Source organism: Lentilactobacillus sp. TOM.63 (assembly GCF_030361045.1).
In the GTDB taxonomy this organism is placed as follows: domain Bacteria; phylum Bacillota; class Bacilli; order Lactobacillales; family Lactobacillaceae; genus Lentilactobacillus; species Lentilactobacillus dabitei.
The window spans coordinates 1-18,681 of record NZ_JAUCAP010000050.1 but is presented as its reverse complement, the minus strand read 5'-3'; the positions used below and the strand labels follow the sequence as shown (position 1 = coordinate 18,681).

The window sequence follows — 18,681 nt, the reverse complement described above, 5'->3', positions numbered from 1 at the left end:
AAAATGCAAAATACCCATCAAACGCGTGAAACATGTGTTTGATGGGTATTTTGTGTATTTTTATGAATAAATCAGGTTGACCGTTCAGTGGTTCCAGCTTTACGACATGCTGGAGTTGATAATAAGCACGCCATTAATATGTTTGATTTCTTTGGAGGAACAGAAAATGTTGAATCCAAGGATTTTGGTATCAAAGATTTGGGCCTACCAGATAATTTTGATGTCCAAAAAACTGATAATGGTCATTATGACGTTTATCGTGACAAACAGCGACTAATGCAAATTAGTATGCGAACCGATAACTCCAATAATATTGATGCGGTGACTTATTATGACTCGCTTAAACGGGTGATTGAAGTTGACTGGTGGGATCCTCGGGGTTATCGATCTTTGCAACAATTATATGATCGCCAAGGAAAAGTTCGTGCTGAACGAGTATCTAACGATAAAGGTTGTATGTTTTACGAAACCTTCCATTTTGGTAAGCAGTATGATGCAATTGATAACAGCCTTTACCGGATTCAAGGATTTAATGGTAATGACTGGGAATTTGACGGCTTCAAAAACATGGTTCGGTTCTTCTTGGACGAGTTAGTTAAGCGAGATCATGAGCATGGTGTGAATGACATCTTTGTAAGTGATGCCAGCTTGGAATTATCCTGGCCGATTTTACAGATGCATGAGAGAGCGTTCAAGACGATGCAGCTTCACAGTAACCATACGAACGATCCCGTGGAAACTCAACACTCTGGTCTCAACTATAACTATGAGTATGCTTTAAATAATTTCACTAAGTGGCAAGGGATGATTGCGCCGACTGCTACTCAAGCTCACAATGTTGAGCGGTGCTTCGGTGACAAGCCGAGGACGTATGTCATTCCTGTTGGTGTTGTTCCAGATGAATTGATGCGCAAGCCAAAACAAGATTTTAGCAAGCGAGAAAAAGGCAAAATTGTTATGATTGCGCGGCTTTCACATGAAAAGCGAATTGACCATGCTATCAAAGCAGTGGCTCAAGTGGTCAAAAAAGTGCCGGGAGTAACCCTGGATATTTATGGCTATGCAAATGACAAGTCTGGGGATAATGCCAAAAAGTTGGTTAATGATCTCAATTTAAAGAAAGTTGTTTCGTTCAAAGGCTACACTCAAAATATTAGTGCCGTATATGACAATGCTCAGCTTTCAATTCTAACCAGTACAGCTGAAGGTTTGCCATTATCGTTAATTGAAGCCCAGTCGCACGGGGTACCACTTGTTTCCTATGATATTAATTATGGTCCTCGAGACATCATTAATGATGGCAAGGACGGGCTACTCGTTAAGCCTGGCGACATCGATGCAATGGCCGAGGCAATTATTAAGTTAATGAGTAATGATCAGTTGCGTGAACAATTTAGCGACCAAGCTTACGAATCCCGTCATAAGTATTCTGAGGATAATGTCTGGAAACAATGGTTGATTATGGATACAGATGCTCAGAAATACTTTGAAACAGTTAAGGAGGGCCAATAAGCAATGTATTACTTTGTAAACGAATATTTATACCCAATGAACTCGGGAATTGAACACGCTGAATTTAAACGGCTTAGTTTGTTTAAGAGCATGGGGGTTCCGGCCAAATTAGTGACTCGTGAATATGCTCCTCAACTGCATCGGATAATGGAAAAGTTTGGGTTGAAGTCCGATGATGTCATCAACATGTTTGACTTCTTTCAAGGGGCCGTTAATCGCGAAACAAAAAAGGCCTTGATTAAGGATGCTCATATCAATCCAACCTACGAGATTGATCCAGATCCTTCCATTAGTAAGGTATATCGAGCCAACCTACTGAATAACCGGGTTATCTTTATGGGTGGGACGTTTGGCCAACTTGATACCCGAGAATATTTTGATAAGTATCAAAATTTTATCAAGGCAGAAATGTGGGATTGGCGCGGATTTAAATCGTCCGTTAAGTATTATGATGCTGATCGCAAAGTCATTCGTGACGAATATTTGGATGTCGACGGCAACGTTGTCATCGAGGCGTCATATGGTGGTGAGGGTACAACTCAAGCTGACATGACGTTTATCAAGCTGGTTAATTACAAAGGTCAGGATTATTTCTTCGGCAACATTGACGAGCTTTATGCATTTTTCTTGAATGAGCTTGATAAGAGTGAGACACCCGGACAAAATACCTTCATCGCCGATCGTCCGTTGACGACATACAAGCCGGTGATGAATATCAATAGTCGTTCACGTGAGTACATCTTCATGCCAATGATCCAAACTGACCAGAAGTATTCGCTGGTGTTGGGACAACTGAATGACATTTATACCTACGCATTCGATAAAAATAATATTGAAAAGTTGAGTGGAATCATCGTGGCCACTAAGGAGCAACAGGAAGATGTGACCGAACATATCAAGAAGAAAATTGGGGCGGACATTCCTGTATTAGCATTACCAGCTGCAACGGTTGACGGCGTTCAAAAGCCCACTACCGACAAGCAGAACCAGATCATTTTCGTTGGGCGGCTTGGTAATGATAAAGGCATTATTCGAATGATTGAGACCTTCAAAGAAATTCATAATCATGAAAGTGACATGAAATTTTTGGTTTATGGTTATGGGCCAGCTGAAAAGGATGCCAAGCAAAAGGCTAAAGACCTTGGGATTGATGACGTGGTTGAATTTAAAGGTTACCAGATTGATTTGGCCGACGCTTATTCCGCCTCTAAGCTATTTATCACCCCAACTCCGGTTGATATTGAGCCTTTGGCTTTGACAGAAGCTGCCAGCTACGGTTTACCACTGGTTGCCTTTAATATTGCCTATGGGCCAAGTGAAATCATCCGGGATGGTTGGAATGGGCTCCTATTCAAAGATGGAGAAACTAAAGAAATGGCCGAAGGAATTGTCGCTTTACTGCGAGACCACGATCGAATGGCTGAATATTCTGAGAATGCTAAGAAGACCGCTGAGAAGTTCAGCAACGCCGAGGTTGCCAAGGACTGGCAACAAGCAGTCATCAAGTAGAGAGAAGTGTGAAATGTTTGGCTGATAATATTTTAGTGACCGGGGGAGCTGGATTTATTGGCTCAACTTTAGTGCGTGACTTGATTGAGAAGGGTAATACCGTAACCGTGGTCGATGATTTGTCGATGGGACGGTTATCGAACCTACCTGAATCTGATCAGCTGACCTTCGATCAAAAGTCGATTATCGACCGGAAGTTCATGGATGAATTATTGATGAAACATCAATTTGATTATATTTATCTTTTAGCCGCTGTTGCCAGTGTTGCTGATACAATTGAACGACCTGAAGTGACTCACCAAATTAATCAAGATGCCAATTTATGGATTATGGAGACCTTGAGGAGAAATCAATTACGACCCAAAAAGGTTATCTTCACATCTTCCGCGGCGGTTTATGGCGATGATCCAGAGCAACCCAAAAGTGAGCACTCACGAATTGTGCCGTTATCACCATACGCCATTGACAAATTCGCTTCTGAGCGGTTTGTGATTGATTATGGCAGATTGTACGGACTAAACATGGCAGCCACGAGGTTCTTTAACGTGTATGGGCCCAGGCAAAATCCTAGTTCGCCATACTCAGGCGTATTGTCGTTGATTACTCAGCGGTTGCAAGACGGTCAGCTATTTACGCTATTTGGGGATGGGACCCAGTCACGAGATTTTGTCTATGTAGGCGATGTTGTTTCGGCATTACAACTAATTGCCGATACCCCAGACTCAAATGGTCAAGTGTACAACGTGGCAACGGGTCGTTCTGTTTCATTAATAGAAACCATTCGGATTTTTGAGAAAATTTCGGGCGATAAACTAAAAATTGAATTTGCTGAACAACGCTTAGGTGATATTAAACGGTCAGAAGCAGATATCAGCAAGTTACAGGGTTTGGGATTTGAACCAAAGTTTGATTTGGAGACAGGACTGCGTAGATATTGGGAATTTAATCAGAATCATTAGCGCGAATGGCCGGAAACAGTTGTGAATAGTTTCCGGCTTTTTTAGACACAAAAAAGCCCACACCATTTCGGCATGGGATACATCGCATCATCTTTAAGCGACCAGATTACTTCTTATCTGGTCGTTTTTCATTTTTCTTTTTCTTGTCCTTATCCTTTTTGTCATGGCCTAAGAACTTGTCACGTTTATTATCGTTTGGATCCATTTCAGCGAACTTACCGAACATTGCGTCTAAGTCGTTTTGTCGATTGACTTTAAGTGACATTGAGTTCATCTCCTTATTCCTGTTACCACATTATAATAGCAAAATTTCCAGGCAATGTCATGCGTTCCAACTGCAAATTGGACATCCTTGATCATTTTGAATGAGATATGTATAAAAATGACTAATTTCAATTTTATATTGCATAAACAAAGAAATTGGTGTAACCTTGTTGTTATTATAAATTAGGACAGCGGCGCAAAGCAGGGATCTACACTTAAGCACCTCGATCAAAAATTCCAAACTCGGGAATTTCCGCTCAAGGAGGCCTACGCTCCGATCCCTATGCACTTTGCTCTGCTCACTTTTTGAGAGAAGGAAAATTAATGAAGAAGAGCGTTAAGGCAATTATTCAAGTCATTATGATGATCACTGCGTTGTTTACTTTTACTGCATGGCAAGCAAGCAGTGCATCAGCAGCGGATAACTCGTTGCAACGGGTTAAGCAGCGAGGCGAGCTGATTATGGTTACCAGTCCGGATTACCCACCTTATGAGTTTCAAGTGAATAAAGGTGGTAAGAGTCGAATTGTCGGGATGGATATTGATGTGGCGAAGAAGGTTGCCAAAGATCTCCACGTTAAATTGGTGATCAAAAGTATGAATTTCGATTCTTTGCTGGTTGCCATTCAAACGGGTAAGGCCGATATGGCAATTGGCGGCATTAATCCAACGGCGACCCGGCGCCAAAGTGTTGACTTCTCCAAAATTTATTACTCAGGTGGTCAAAGCTTCTTGATCAATTCAAGTGATGTTAACAAATATAAGAGTGTTAAGAATTTAAAAGGGGCGACAATTGGTGCGCAAACCGGAACTTTACAGTATGGATTAGCGAAAAAGAAAATCCCTAATTCAACCGTTAAAGGGATGGATAAATCAACTGATTTGGTTTTAGCATTAAAGACCCACAAAATTGATGCATTAGGAATTGAAAAGCCAAGTGCTGAAGCTTACGTTAAGAATGACCCAAGCTTGAAGATGATTCCTTCTGGTTATCATTTGAATAAAAACGAAGTTGGAGCCGCCATTGCTTTTAAGAAAGGTTCCAACAGCTTGGTCAACGCAGTTAATAAGAGTGTCGATCAGATTAAGCAGCAGCATTTGACCGATCAATACCTTGCTAGTGCTGGTAAGTACATGAAGGTTAACACAGTTAATACGTCAATGTGGCATTATTGGACTTACTTTGCCAAAGGGGTTGAGTTCACAATCCTGATTTCGATTGTTGCCACATTCTTCGGAGTTTTGATCGGGGTTATCTTAGCACTCATGCGTTTCAGCAAGCAAAAGTGGATTCGCGGCTTGGCAATTAGTTACACCGAATTTATCCGAGGAACGCCTTTGATGGTTCAAGTCATGTTCGTTTACTTTGGAATTGGGGTGGTTGTCAATATTCCAGCGCTCATTTCAGGGATGATTGCCGTTTCACTGAATAGTGGGGCGTACGTTGCTGAAATTATCCGTGGGGGTATTAATTCAGTTGCCAAGGGCCAAACGGAAGCTGCTGAAAGCTTAGGGCTCTCTAAGAGCGATATGATGCGGTTTGTTATTTTGCGGCAAGCGTTTAAGAATATCTGGCCAGCACTTGGCAACGAATTTATTTCATTGATCAAGGAAAGTTCAATTGTTTCTATCATTGGGGTTACCGATTTGATTTACCAGTTGAATATCGTCCGTGCTGATACGTATCGAGGCGTAATCCCGATTTTCGTTGCGATGGTCTTATACTTCATCATGACGTTTGCGTTGACGAGATTGCTGAACCATTACGAAGGGAAGATGAAACATGCAGGATAAAAAAATTCTTGAGGTAAACCATCTTAGCAAAAAATTTGGACAAACGGATGTGCTGAAAGACATCGACGGCACCGTTAAATCCGGACAGGTAATTTGTGTGATTGGTCCTTCCGGGGCTGGTAAAAGCACATTCTTGCGCTGCTTGAACTTGCTTGAAAAGCCGACAAGCGGTGAGGTTAATTTTGAAGGCACTGATTTAACTCACGTTGATGATAAGCATCTGGTTAACCTCCGTGAACGGATGGGCATGGTGTTCCAAAGCTTGAACTTATTTCCGAATATGACGGTTTTAGAAAACTTGAAGTTAGCCCCAGTTCGAGTGAAGCATCTATCAGATGAAGAAGCTGAGAAAACGGCTATGCATTTATTGGGACTAGTTGGTTTGGAAGAGAAAGCTCATGTCTATCCAAGCAGCCTGTCAGGTGGTCAACAACAAAGGGTGGCAATTGCCAGGGCTTTGGCAATGAACCCAGAAGTCATGTTATTTGATGAGCCAACCAGTGCATTGGACCCGGAAATGGTCGGTGAAGTATTGGAAGTCATGCAAAAGCTGGCTAACGAAGGGATGACGATGGTTGTCGTAACCCACGAAATGGGATTCGCCAAGGAAGTAGCCGATGAAGTTTGGTTCATGGCGGATGGCTACATCTTGGAAAAAGGTAAGCCTGAAGAATTGTTTGATAACCCACAGAATGAACGGGCAAAGGATTTTATAGGAAAGATTATTCAAAATGTGTAGAGTGCGAAAAGCAACGGTTTGACGCGGTTGTCTAAGAGCCCTTCACCTAAAAGCATGGTTTTTGCTTTTAGGTGAAGGGCTCTTAGACAGTTAGCGTCAGTTGCTTTGAGCACGTTTCAACTATGTAGCAGGGAACCTGGAAATCATGGTTTTAGATTTCCAGGTTGAAGCTCTTATATATTAAGCGACAGCTGGTCGAGGCACGTTTCAACAATGTGGTAGGGAACGAAAGCATGGTTTTGCTTTTAGTTGAGGGCCTCTTAGACAGTTAGCGTCAGTTGCTTTTGAGCACGTTTCCACTATGTAACAAGCAAGGAAAATCATGGTTTTAGATTTTCACGTGGAAGCTGTTATATATTAAGCGACAGCTTAGCGGAACAACTTTAACCAAGTGGCGGCGGTGCCCTTTAATCAATCATTGTCATATACAACTATTTTCATCAAAAAGCTGCTTTCATTGAACAGAACATATATTCGAGTTATAATTTTAGGGTGAATATTTTGAAAGGGGTGAACTTTGTGGCGAGTGAATATTTGGAACATAAATTGTCACTGTTGCCGGACTTGCCGGGATGTTATCTGATGAAGGACATTAATGGCAAGATTATTTATGTCGGCAAAGCCAAAAACCTCAAGAACCGGGTTCGCTCGTATTTTAAGAGCAGCCATGAAGGGAAAACTGCCCGGTTAGTGTCAGAAATCGCTGACTTTGAATATATTATTGTTTCGAGTGACAAAGAGGCATTTTTGCTTGAAATCACCTTGATTCAGAAGCATCGGCCGTACTTCAACATTAAATTAAAACAGGGGAATAATGGGTACCCCTACATTAAGATTACCAATGAACGCGATCCGCAAATTAAAATTGTCAACTCCTTGCTCAAGGACGGCGGCTATTATTTTGGCCCATATCCCAATGTATATGCAGCTGAAGAGACGGTTAATTTTTTGCAGAAGGTTTACCCATTGCGAAGATGTAATGGCTTTCAAAATCGTCCCTGTCTCTACTATCATATGGGGCAATGTTTGGGTGCTTGTTTTAAAGTTGTCCCTGAAGAGAAATATGCCAAGCAAATTAAACGGATCAAGTCGTTTTTGAATGGTAACGTTGCGCATGCAAAACAAATGTTAACCGCAAGGATGGAGAAAGCGGCTGATAACATGGAGTACGAGCGGGCTGCTGAAATTCGCGACTTGATTAAATACATTGAAATCACGGTTGAGAAACAAAAGATCATTTCAAACGACAATACGCCCCGCGATATCTTCAATTACTATATGGACAAGGGGTGGTTGTCGATTCAGGTATTCTTCATTCGTCAGTCTCGATTGATGAAACGAGAAAAACGATTGTTTCCAATTATTGATGATCCTGAAGAGGAAATGGTTAGTTTTATTTCTCAATTTTACAAACAGAAGAATCAAATTCTGCCCAAGGAGATTCTGGTGCCTAAATCATTGCCAGCTGATGTGATTAGTCACGTTGTCGAAGATGTGCCAGTCAGGACGCCACAGCGAGGCCAGAAACGCGATTTGCTTGAGATGGCGGGGAAGAATGCCCAGTTGGTCTTAGAGGAGAAGTTCCGCTTGTTAGAGCTGGATGAGAGTAAGACCACTGGTGCTATGAAGGAACTCACCGATGCCATGGGAATCGCACCTGGTCACAAGATTGAGGCGTTTGATCATTCCCATATTCAAGGAGCAGATCTGGTTTCTGCAATGGTCGTTTTTGTGGATGGTCAACCAAATAAGAATCTGTATCGGAAATATAAACTAAAAACAGTGGATCATGCTGACGAAGCGGCCAGCACGAAAGAAGTTATTCGGCGTCGATATTCAAGATTATTGAAAGAACACGCCGAGATGCCTGACCTTATTTTGATGGATGGCGGAACCATTCAGATGAATGCGGTCAAAGATGTGCTGGTCAATGAGCTGGATCTGCACATTCCCGTTGGCGGAATGGTTAAGAATGAGCATCACCAAACGGCAGATTTACTGTTCGGTGATGCTGATGCCTCATTGAAGTTGGATCCAAAGAGTCAGGGGTTCTACTTGCTTCAACGAATCCAAGATGAAGTTCACAGGTTTGCGATTACTTACCATCGAAAAGTGCATACCAAGAATTCACTGAGTTCTCGATTGGATGCAATTGCTGGTGTCGGGCCAAAGACACGCAACAAGCTTCTACGAAAATTTGGATCGCTCAAACGAATTTCTGCGGCATCACTTGATGATATTCGGTCGTTGGGAATATCAGAAACCACAGCGCAAACTATCAAGTTTTCATTGAGTAAAATTGAGGAAGAACGCAAAGTCACTAATTACCAAGATAAAAAATTAACGCATTAATTAATAATAATTGATTCAGTTTTCCAGATACCTTTGACCTAGCACGTTAAAGTCGGTATACTGCATAAGTATCTAAATGGTAATTCGAATTGTAAAGGTTAAATTAAGTGGTGAAAACATGTTTGTTGATCAAGTTAAAGTAGATGTTAAGGCCGGAAACGGTGGCAATGGGATGGTCGCCTTCCGACGTGAAAAGTATGTTCCAAATGGCGGTCCAGCCGGCGGTGATGGTGGCCGTGGCGGAAACGTTGTTTTTAAAGTGGATTCAGGAATGAACACCCTGATGGACTTCCGGTACCACCGAAAGTTTAAGGCTAAGAATGGCGGCGGTGGTGCCAATAAATCGATGACTGGTCGAAGTGCCGATGATTTAGTGATTCCAGTTCCAGAGGGGACAACTGTCACTAACGCGGAAACTGGACAAGTCATTGGTGATTTGACTAAGCCCGGTCAAGAACTCATCGTTGCTAAAGCTGGTCGTGGTGGGCGCGGGAATATTCATTTCGCCAGCCCAACTAATCCAGCCCCTGAAATCGCTGAGAATGGTGAACCAGGTGAAGAGGTTCCACTGCAGCTTGAACTAAAAGTTCTTGCTGATGTTGGTTTGGTTGGTTTTCCATCGGCAGGGAAGTCAACGTTATTGTCAGTGATTACCTCTGCCAAGCCCAAGATTGCCGGCTATCATTTCACAACCTTGGTGCCTAATTTGGGGATGGTTCGTTTAGATGATGGACGGGACTTTGCGGTTGCCGATTTGCCTGGACTAGTCGAAGGGGCTTCAAATGGCGTTGGCCTTGGTTTCCAATTTCTCCGCCATGTTGAGCGGACGCGGGTAATCCTTCATTTGGTTGATATGTCTGGTGTCGAAGGCAGAGATCCCTATGAGGATTTTGTTGCGATTAACAAAGAGTTGACCCAGTATGATCCTAAGATTTTAAAACGACCGCAGATTGTCGTCGCAACCAAGATGGATTTGCCTGATTCTCAAGAGAATTTGGTTGATTTTAAGCAAAAGTTGGCGGAAAGCTCGTCTGATCATGATCAGATTCCCGAGGTGTTACCAATTTCTTCGGTTACCCATACCGGATTGACTGAGCTAATCAGGAAGACTGCTGATTTATTGGATCAGTCGAATGCTGCAGACTTGGATCAACCAGTTGATGCTACTAAGGAATATGATTACAAAGCCGATCAATCCAGTGACTTTAATATTTCTTATGATAAAGAATCCGAATCATGGGTCATCAGCGGTGATAAAATTGAGAAGCTGTTTAAGATGACAGATACCGCTCATGACCAAAGCATGTTGAGATTTGCCCGTCAGATGCACGGTATGGGAATTGATGATGCATTGCGAAAAGCTGGGGCTAAAGATGGCGACACCGTTAGCATTCTAGACTTCTCGTTTACCTACGTTGAATAATCATTTAATCAAAGACAAGACAGGGAAGATTTCGATGCAACAAGCGCAAACACAAAAAAAGGGAAAAAGGCTTAAAAACAGCCGCTACATTTCCGGATTTGATGGAATCCGGGCATTAGCCGTTGTGGGAGTTATCATTTACCATCTCTTGCCATACAAGATGCAAGGTGGTTATCTAGGGGTGCCAATCTTTTTTGTTGTCTCTGGGTATTTAATCACGGACTTGTTGCTCCAAGAATGGGAACAGAATGGCAGGATTGATTTTTGGGGATTTTATGCAAGGCGTCTAAAACGTTTGTACCCCGCGCTTGTATTTATGCTGGTGGGAACCGGCACATACATAACTCTTTTTCAACGGTCATTACTAACTAATTTACGTTCAATTATTACAACCAACATGCTTTATTTATATAACTGGTGGGAAGTTGGTCATGGACAAAGCTATTTTGACAGGTTTAATGGTGAATCACCATTTACCCACTTATGGTCACTATCAATCGAGGGTCAATATTATTTGATTTGGCCGCTCATATTAATTGCGTTGGTGCTCATTATCAGAAAACGCCGAACGATTGCGTGGGTCTTATTTGGCTTTGCTGTCTTTTCGGCTGTACTAATGGGGGTTCTCTACACTGGGCCCAATACTTTAAATCGGGTCTATTACGGAACTGACACCCGGATGTTCACAATTATTTTTGGTGCCATGCTCGCTGTTGTTTGGCCGTCGACTCACTTACGAAAGAACGTCAATTCGCGATCGCGTTGGACGCTGAACATCATCGGGATCGTTGCGTTTACAGTAATGGTTTACCTGTATTTTGAGTTGGCTGGCCAGAATACGTTCACCTATCGCGGTGGAATGTTCCTGATGGCAATTGCCTCAACGGCTTTGATAGCTGCCTGTGCCCATCCGGGGTCAGACGTTAACCGTTGGCTGACTAATCCGGTATTTTCATGGATTGGGACTAGAAGCTATGGCTTTTATCTTTATCAATTTCCAGTAATGATTTTTTACGAAATGCGGGTTAACGACATCGCGGCCCATCCTTTGATGCATGCGACCATTGAGATTGTTTTAATCATGATTATCAGTGAATTGTCGTACCGTTACATTGAAGCGCCACTGCGTCATTACCGTTATCGGAATTTGGGCAGATCGATTTATGAATTTTTCCAGCGAGATTCTACTTATGGGTTGAAACGATTATGGCTGATTCCAGCCCTTATCCTGATTGGCATCTCAGTCTATGGGAGTGCAATTGCGCCGACTAAAGATGCCAAGAATGTCTTGCAAGAAAATATTCTGCAAAATCAGAGCAGCGCAAGTGTCCATAATAAAAAAGCCTTGGCAAAACAGAAGCAGGCCAAGAAAGTTGCTGATAATAAGAAACGAATGAAGAAGCTTCTCAAGAAAAAGTTAACGCCAACTCAGTATCGAACTGCTAAGAAATATGGGTTAACAAAACGGGAGTATTTAACCGTTCATCAACAACCGCTCACTGCAATTGGTGATTCAATCATGGCTGATAACAGTAAGGACTTGCAGACAGTATTCCATCAAGCTTACGTTTCGGCGGCAGTTGGTCGCCAGATTTGGCAGGCTGGGGATGTTTTGAAGGCCCTTAAGAAGAAAGGCGAGTTAGCACCGAATGTATTGGTAAACTTGGGGACCAATTCGCCAATGACACCAGCCCAAATTGATAGTGTCGTGAAGGCGATTGGTAAAGGTCACAAGATCTTCTGGGTCAATTGTCACGTGCCAACCAGAAATTGGGAAACAGAAGTGAACCGGACGATCCAAGGAGCTTCCAAGAAGTATGCCAATTTCTACGTGATTAACTGGCATAAGTATAGTTATAACCGCAATGATTGGTTCTGGAGCGATAATGTCCATCCAAATCCGCGCGGAAATGTTCACTATACGAGATTAGTTGCTCAGGAAATGAGTCAACATTTGAGTATTAAATAGCAGAGTGGGAAATAATTCCATCAGTTTCAGAATAAGCCAATCATCCAGACATTCAGGCTTTGAATGTTTGAAGGATTGGCTTATATTTTGGAAACGATTATAGGAAACACGATTGATCGATATTAGGATTGAAAATTCTAACAAGTGAGGAGCAATGATGTAGCGTTCCAACCTCATTTTTGGTTGGTAAGGTGAAAATGACCGATGAATGTCAAAAAGATTCCCATTAGACTAAAAGCCAATTAGATCTCAACAACTAAAAAGGATTGACTCCCAAGATTTAATCAGCTGCAGTCAGTCACCTTATTTAAAGCCAAAGTTATTGAACTAATCCAGTTTGACAATGAGCTTGCGATTTGGACTATCTGAAATCTTTTTACCATGTGTATCAAATAGTGAGCCAAAATTAATAAACAGTTTCTTGGCCGGCTTTGATTGATAGTCATACAGGTAGCCGTTCATGACGAAGGTTGCAGACTCATTGGCTGGAATTTTGTTACCAGCCGAAGAATCTGACAATTGATCAGCAGTTGTCATGGTTTGACCGGCGTCTGTTTTGACTGATTGAACCCCATTCAGGGCAATCGTGGTGTTGTGTTTATTAGTAACCGTGTAATTGAGCACAAACGTGAAGTAAGTGTCAGGAATACTGCTGATGTTTAATACCTGTTCAGCAGCCGTTTTCGCTTCTGAGGTTTTGGCCGTATTCTTCAAGACTCTCACTTTATTGACTTTATAACTCACATTGCCTGCCGAGAGCACAGCGGCATTTGTTGCAATCTTGGTCAACGTTTGTTCGGTTCCAAAACGATCGTAGGAAAACTGACTGGGACTGGTTAAGTTACCGTCTTTAACGTAATTTTTGCTATCAGCGACTTTTTTAGGCACCTTGTACTGATAATCACTGAGACTTTTAGTTGCATGGGCTTTTTTGGTTGAAGAAGCAGTTGAACTGCTATTTTGCATATTGGCACTCAATGCAGCCTTTTGATTTGATTGATTTTTATGATTCTGACTGCTGCAGCCAGCAAGACCAACGGCTAAGACTGCAGATAAAATTAGAATAAATCGCTGTTTTTTCATATTCAATACCTCTAATAGAAAACAATTGATTTGTTGACAATTCTAAACCCAAATACCAATTGATGGTTATCTAACGTTCTTAAATCCATTTTTGAATCCAAATGGCTCGTTCTCGTGATAAATTGATCTAATGTTATTGTAGCAAATCCTAGGTGAGATGGGTCATTTGTGTCAAGTAATAAGGAATTCTTGTCAATTGTTAATTGTTTGATTGGTTCGTAATGTTGCCCCTTGGCGATTAAAAGAATCAGCTTGGGGTTGAGCGTGCTGCTGGCACGGTAGAATTCATCTAAGTTCACGGTTTCTTCCTGCCTTCCTGATTAGTATTTTACCCGATTTATGATACAATTGAAAAGTGATTTTAAAGAGTGAGCGGGTTCGAGCAGGTCATAATTGGCGTGCAGGCTGCCATTGGGAGAAGTTTTGATTTTCGCTTTGAAAGATGGTCTTTGGGGATTCACGACCTGACTTGTCTCTCACTTCAACCAATCGATTTTAAAAATTAAGGAAACGATAAATAATGCAGATTGAATTTTTAGGTACTGGAGCAGGATCTCCAGGTAAGTTTCGAAATGTTTCAAGTTTAGCGCTGAGATTATTAGATGAAATCAACTCAGTGTGGTTGTTTGACGTCGGTGAAGGGACCCAGCATCAAATCCTTCGCTCGACCATTCGGCCACGAAAGGTCGATAAAATTTTTATTACTCATCTACATGGTGACCATATTTTTGGATTGCCAGGTTTTTTAAGTAGTCGATCATTTCAGGGCGGAAATGGGCCCTTGGACATTTATGGACCCAAGGGGATTAAGGAGTACGTGAATGTGAGCCTGCGAATTTCAGAAAGTCGCCTGGCGTATCATATTACTTTCCATGAATTGCCTAAAGATACCGATGGGCTTATTTTTGAAGATAACAAGTTCTCCGTGTACGCAGCACCCCTGGAACATCGAATTACCAGCTTTGGTTATCGCGTAGTTGAACATGATCATCCGGGTGAATTGATGGTGGACAAGCTATCAGCATTGGGAATTCCGTCGGGGCCCGTGTATGGTCGGCTCAAAAAGGGTGAAGTTGTGACCCTTGACGACGGCCGCACGTTTGACGGCAAAGAAATGATTGGGCGCGCACAACCTGGCCGCATTGTGACCATTATTGGTGACACCAGGAAAACGGCCAATGCTGAAAGGTTAGCTCAAAACGCCAATGCATTGGTTCATGAAAGTACCTTTGGCAAGGGTGAGAATAAGCTTGCCAAAAGTTATTATCATTCCACCAATACTCAGGCCGCCCAAATTGCTAAGCAGGCACATGCTAAGATGCTATTATTGAATCACATCTCAGCTCGTTATACTGGAAAGATGGCTCATGAACTAGAGAAACAAGCCCAAACGATCTTCCCAAATACCAAAGTTGTCAAAGATTTTGATGTGGTGGATATTCCGTTTATCAAAGATTAACAATGTGAATGGGGGAGTTACAATGAAAAAACAAATCACAACAATTGTGAGCATCATTTTAATTATCATAATTGCTCTTTTTGCGTTAATTAATTTTGAATCGGTTGATGTGAACTTTGGCTTTGCATCCATTCGGGTACCGTTAGTGTTATTGATTTTAATTTCAGTTCTAGTGGGCGCGTTAATTATCTTCCTGTTGTCCTCGATTTTGAATGTCCGTAAGAATCGAGCTTATCGAGAATTGGAGAGCCAGAGCCAGCAAAAACAAGACGAGTTGACAGATCAAATCAAAGCGCTGCAAGCGAGTTTGAAAGCACTAGAAACGCGGCTAAAGAATTCCTATGGCAAACAGGAACTTGGGACCAAAGATCAGCAGATTACAAACTCAGAAGATGAAATTACGAAGTTGTCAGACAAATTGTCACAAAAGTAAGGTAGCGTGTTTGAATGATTGAATCGAAGTATAATTGGCAAATGAATCAGATAGACGATCCCCAAGCTGTTGGGAAGCTAGCAAAGGAAGCAAATGTTGATGAGACAATTGCCAAATTGTTGTTACAGCGCGGAATTGATTCCCCAGATCAGGCAACCAATTTTTTGAAACCATCGACTGCCAGTTTTCACGATCCTTATTTGATGCATGATATGAAAAAAGGGGTTGCCAGAATTCAACAGGCCGTTGAGAGCGGAGAACAGATTACCGTCTACGGTGATTACGATGCCGATGGAATTACCAGTACCACGATTATGTATGAAGTGTTAACTGATTTGGGTGCAACCGTTGATTATTATATTCCCAACCGTTTTTCAGAAGGCTATGGGCCAAACGTTGAAGCTTATCGACAGATCATTGCCAAGGGAACCAGCTTGATCATCACTGTTGATAATGGGGTGGCTGGCAATGACGCGATTGCGGTGGCTAATGAGTTGCACTGTGACGTGGTCGTGTCGGATCATCATTCGTTGCCGGAGGTGTTGCCAGATGCTTACGCAATTATTCATCCGCGAATAAAGGATGTGGATGGGAAAGCCTATCCCTTTGGTGATTTGTGTGGGGCCGGCGTAGCGCTGAAAATTGCCTCTGCCCTTTTGGATGAGTTGCCAACTGATTTGATTGATATTGCCTCGATTGGGACAGTGGCTGATATTGTGTCGTTAACTGATGAAAATCGGGCGATCGTTAAATTTGGAATTCAGGCAATTAAGAACAGCCAGCGTCCAGGATTATTGGCCTTGATCAAAGCGGCGGGGATCCAACTTGATCGTTTTGATGAGCAGGACATTGGTTTTGCCATCGCGCCTCGGCTTAACTCCTTGGGCAGAATGAAGGATGCGACTATCGGAGTTGAACTGCTGGCCACTTTTGACGAGGACCGGGCAGCTGAACTGGCTAAATTTGCCAATCATCAAAACGATCTCCGAAAATCATTGGTGGATCAATTTTACAAGCAGGCAGTGGACCAAGTCGAAGCTGATGGTGTAGCTAACAAATCAACATTGGTAGTCGTTGGTGATAATTGGCATCAAGGCGTTTTGGGCATTGTCGCTAGTCGGTTGGTTGAGAAGTATCAACGACCAACCCTTGTGTTGACAACCCAGGATGGATCAGACGACGCCAAAGGTTCTGGCCGGAGTATCGATAATTTTGATCTTTTCGCGGCGATTGATCCGATTCGTGACCAACTTGTTGCCTTTGGTGGACACCACTCTGCAGTTGGTTTAACTGTTAATAAACAAAACATTCAGTCTCTACGTGACCAGCTTGAAAAGGCAGCTGCTGAACAGCAGTTGGACTTGTCAGTTAAGCCAAAGCTTGAGATTGCCGCTAAAATTGGGGTAAATCGGATTACCTCAGAGTTTGTTGATAAGCTAAAGGTCTTGGCCCCATTTGGTCAAGATAATCCTAAACCGATCTTTGACGTTCAATATGATCAGGTTCAAAATATCAAAACGATGGGGAAAGCCTCTGATCACCTGAAGTTTACGCTTGATCAGGGGAATAGCCAGTTGACCGCCATTGCATTTGGCAAAGGGACGTTGGCTCCCCAGATTCAAGCTGGCTCCAATAGTTTGCGCGTAGCAGGTCAGATTGGTGAAAACACTTGGAATAACCGAACCACCTTGCAATTGATGGTGGATGATCTCAACCAAGCAGCTGCGCCAGTGATTGACGAACGAACTCGGGTCCTCCATGAGCAAATGTTTGTGGAGAGCGGGACCTATGTTTTCTTTCACGAGAGAAACTTGGCTCAGCTGAAGGGCTATTTCAATGGTGATGCCAAAGCCGTGATGTATGACCAGTTGATCAATGGCAATCGGAGCGATACGGAGGACAGCCAGCTATTTATTGTGGATTGCCCAGACGTGATTGAAGATCTTACCAAGGTTATCGAAAGTTGCCGACCAACAACGACCGTTCTTTATTTGTATAAAAAACAATTAGTTTCAAAAATAGGGATGCCAAATCGAAATTCTTATGCTAAACTATTTAAGTTCATAAGAGAGAATCCGAATATTAATATTGCGACTCAATTGAAGCATTTGTCGGAGCATCTGCACATTGCTGCTCGAACAATCGTATTTATGGTTCAGGTCTTTTTAGAGCTGGACTTCATCACAATAAATGACAGAGTTATCAATCTTAACCCGCATTACGCGGCTCACGATCTCAAATCTGCCCCAAGTTACCGTCTCAGGGAAGAACAGTTGAAGACTGAAAAGCAACTGCTAGTGTCTGACACGCACAAATTGGTTAAGTTTATTAAGGATTGTTTGGACAGCTGATGAAAGGAAGAATTACTATGTCGATCGATTTTTCAAAGTACATTGCGTCATATCCAGACTTTCCAGAACCTGGTATCTTATTTCGAGATATCTCACCACTTCTTGAAGATGGAGAGGCTTATCGCGCTGCGACGGACCAAATTGTTCAATTTGCCAAGGAACGCAACGTTGAAATGATTGTGGGACCGGAAGCACGGGGCTTTATCGTAGGCTGCCCGGTTGCCTATAAGCTTGGGGTCGGTTTTTCACCAGCTCGTAAGAAGAATAAGCTTCCAGGCGAAACCATCGAGGCTAGCTATGGCTTGGAATATGGGAAAGCATCCTTGTATCTTAGAACAAATGCCATTAAGCCTGGACAGCGGGTTTTGGTTACTGATGACTTGCTGGCTACCGGTGGTACGATTGATGCAACCATCCGTTTAGTTGAACGATTAGGCGGAATTGTTGTAGGGACAGCATTCTTGATTGAATTGTCCGATTTAAAGGGCAGAGAAAAAGTTAAGGATTATGATTTCTTTACACTATTAACTTACTAATATTGATGATCCTCTTCGTTGGCCAACTGCTGATTGAGAGGATTTTTACGATTTATCTAATTTGTGTTGCTAGTACTGGAGGTGGGGATTGTTATGACGCGTCCTTAAGAGGTAGTGGATTTTTGATTCAATGCGTCTGTTAGTTCCGGCATTCACTGCATTGTAATCGACGATGGATGAATGGACAATAAAAAGACAGAAACGCTGTAGTTTCAATGATTACAGGTTCTACAATATCTGTTGTTGGTAATAGATTTTATCTATTACTGATGACAGATTTTTTGTTTCTCGTTAGAAT

The 18,681-nt window shown here is 42.4% G+C and carries 15 protein-coding genes; 12 read left to right on the top strand and 3 right to left on the bottom strand.

The features are described 5' to 3' along the window. Positions 1 to 87: 87 nt before the first annotated feature. The 3 genes from QUF07_RS09780 to QUF07_RS09770 are packed head-to-tail and all read left to right on the top strand — an operon-like array spanning position 88 to position 3,980. Positions 88 to 1,512 carry a glycosyltransferase gene (locus QUF07_RS09780; RefSeq protein WP_289427314.1) on the top strand — a complete coding sequence of 475 codons (1,425 nt, stop codon included), beginning with the start codon at positions 88 to 90 and terminating at the stop codon, positions 1,510 to 1,512. 3 nt (positions 1,513 to 1,515) lie between these two features. Further along, positions 1,516 to 3,021 carry an accessory Sec system glycosyltransferase Asp1 gene (asp1, locus tag QUF07_RS09775; RefSeq protein WP_289427312.1) on the top strand — a complete coding sequence of 502 codons (1,506 nt, stop codon included), beginning with the start codon at positions 1,516 to 1,518 and terminating at the stop codon, positions 3,019 to 3,021. A gap of 8 nt (positions 3,022 to 3,029) precedes the next feature. Beyond that, a complete protein-coding gene (locus QUF07_RS09770; protein WP_289427311.1) occupies positions 3,030 to 3,980 on the top strand; it encodes an NAD-dependent epimerase/dehydratase family protein in 951 nt (316 codons plus the stop codon). Positions 3,981 to 4,086: 106 nt separating this feature from the next. On the opposite strand, the gene QUF07_RS09765 is transcribed toward QUF07_RS09770, so the two are convergent. Next, complete coding sequence (locus tag QUF07_RS09765; protein ID WP_164480504.1) at positions 4,087 to 4,245, bottom strand: SPJ_0845 family protein; 159 nt, start codon at positions 4,243 to 4,245, stop codon at positions 4,087 to 4,089. Between the two features lie 323 nt (positions 4,246 to 4,568). Between QUF07_RS09765 and QUF07_RS09760 the strand changes: the two genes are divergently transcribed. The 5 genes from QUF07_RS09760 (at position 4,569) to QUF07_RS09740 (ending at position 12,521) form a co-directional block, all read left to right on the top strand. Next, positions 4,569 to 6,038, top strand: coding sequence for an ABC transporter substrate-binding protein/permease (locus QUF07_RS09760; RefSeq protein ID WP_289427309.1), 1,470 nt, complete (start codon positions 4,569 to 4,571; stop codon positions 6,036 to 6,038). Then, positions 6,028 to 6,777: an amino acid ABC transporter ATP-binding protein gene (locus QUF07_RS09755; protein WP_289427308.1), complete on the top strand. Its 750-nt coding sequence runs from the start codon at positions 6,028 to 6,030 to the stop codon at positions 6,775 to 6,777. The genes QUF07_RS09760 and QUF07_RS09755 overlap by 11 nt, the downstream gene beginning before the upstream one ends. Positions 6,778 to 7,296: 519 nt before the next feature. Then, on the top strand, positions 7,297 to 9,129 hold the full coding sequence (gene uvrC, locus QUF07_RS09750) for an excinuclease ABC subunit UvrC (protein ID WP_289427307.1): 1,833 nt from the start codon (positions 7,297 to 7,299) through the stop codon (positions 9,127 to 9,129). 118 nt (positions 9,130 to 9,247) lie between these two features. Beyond that, entirely contained in the window at positions 9,248 to 10,552 is a 1,305-nt protein-coding gene (obgE, locus tag QUF07_RS09745; protein ID WP_217164751.1) for a GTPase ObgE, read from the top strand. Positions 10,553 to 10,586: 34 nt separating this feature from the next. After that, positions 10,587 to 12,521, top strand: a complete 1,935-nt coding sequence (locus QUF07_RS09740) for an acyltransferase family protein (RefSeq protein ID WP_289427306.1) — start codon at positions 10,587 to 10,589, stop codon at positions 12,519 to 12,521. 327 nt (positions 12,522 to 12,848) lie between these two features. Here QUF07_RS09740 and QUF07_RS09735 read toward each other — a convergent pair whose 3' ends face one another. Both QUF07_RS09735 and QUF07_RS09730 read right to left on the bottom strand, forming a co-directional pair. After that, positions 12,849 to 13,604, bottom strand: a complete 756-nt coding sequence (locus tag QUF07_RS09735) for a hypothetical protein (protein WP_217164744.1) — start codon at positions 13,602 to 13,604, stop codon at positions 12,849 to 12,851. Between the two features lie 11 nt (positions 13,605 to 13,615). Next, positions 13,616 to 13,903: a hypothetical protein gene (locus tag QUF07_RS09730; RefSeq protein WP_217164741.1), complete on the bottom strand. Its 288-nt coding sequence runs from the start codon at positions 13,901 to 13,903 to the stop codon at positions 13,616 to 13,618. Between the two features lie 221 nt (positions 13,904 to 14,124). Between QUF07_RS09730 and rnz the strand changes: the two genes are divergently transcribed. The 4 genes from rnz to QUF07_RS09710 are packed head-to-tail and all read left to right on the top strand — an operon-like array spanning position 14,125 to position 18,383. Beyond that, a complete protein-coding gene (rnz, locus tag QUF07_RS09725; protein WP_217342145.1) occupies positions 14,125 to 15,063 on the top strand; it encodes a ribonuclease Z in 939 nt (312 codons plus the stop codon). Between the two features lie 22 nt (positions 15,064 to 15,085). Then, complete coding sequence (locus QUF07_RS09720; RefSeq protein WP_289427305.1) at positions 15,086 to 15,496, top strand: lipopolysaccharide assembly protein LapA domain-containing protein; 411 nt, start codon at positions 15,086 to 15,088, stop codon at positions 15,494 to 15,496. A gap of 14 nt (positions 15,497 to 15,510) precedes the next feature. Then, positions 15,511 to 17,847, top strand: coding sequence for a single-stranded-DNA-specific exonuclease RecJ (recJ, locus tag QUF07_RS09715; protein ID WP_289427304.1), 2,337 nt, complete (start codon positions 15,511 to 15,513; stop codon positions 17,845 to 17,847). A gap of 17 nt (positions 17,848 to 17,864) precedes the next feature. Then, the gene (locus QUF07_RS09710; protein ID WP_054748870.1) at positions 17,865 to 18,383 is read left to right on the top strand and encodes an adenine phosphoribosyltransferase; all 519 of its coding nucleotides are present in this window, start codon (positions 17,865 to 17,867) and stop codon (positions 18,381 to 18,383) included. The last annotated feature ends 298 nt before the right edge of the window (positions 18,384 to 18,681 follow it).

Bases quoted from the DNA above. Each gene is read 5' to 3' on its own strand.
- asp1 (WP_289427312.1), top strand. From the start codon at position 1,516: ATGTATTACTTTGTAAACGAATATTTATACCCAATGAACTCGGGAATT.
- QUF07_RS09765 (WP_164480504.1), bottom strand. From the start codon at position 4,245: ATGTCACTTAAAGTCAATCGACAAAACGACTTAGACGCAATGTTCGGT.
- QUF07_RS09760 (WP_289427309.1), top strand. From the start codon at position 4,569: ATGAAGAAGAGCGTTAAGGCAATTATTCAAGTCATTATGATGATCACT.
- QUF07_RS09755 (WP_289427308.1), top strand. From the start codon at position 6,028: ATGCAGGATAAAAAAATTCTTGAGGTAAACCATCTTAGCAAAAAATTT.
- obgE (WP_217164751.1), top strand. From the start codon at position 9,248: ATGTTTGTTGATCAAGTTAAAGTAGATGTTAAGGCCGGAAACGGTGGC.
- QUF07_RS09740 (WP_289427306.1), top strand. From the start codon at position 10,587: ATGCAACAAGCGCAAACACAAAAAAAGGGAAAAAGGCTTAAAAACAGC.
- QUF07_RS09735 (WP_217164744.1), bottom strand. From the start codon at position 13,604: ATGAAAAAACAGCGATTTATTCTAATTTTATCTGCAGTCTTAGCCGTT.
- rnz (WP_217342145.1), top strand. From the start codon at position 14,125: ATGCAGATTGAATTTTTAGGTACTGGAGCAGGATCTCCAGGTAAGTTT.
- QUF07_RS09720 (WP_289427305.1), top strand. From the start codon at position 15,086: ATGAAAAAACAAATCACAACAATTGTGAGCATCATTTTAATTATCATA.
- recJ (WP_289427304.1), top strand. From the start codon at position 15,511: ATGATTGAATCGAAGTATAATTGGCAAATGAATCAGATAGACGATCCC.
- QUF07_RS09710 (WP_054748870.1), top strand. From the start codon at position 17,865: ATGTCGATCGATTTTTCAAAGTACATTGCGTCATATCCAGACTTTCCA.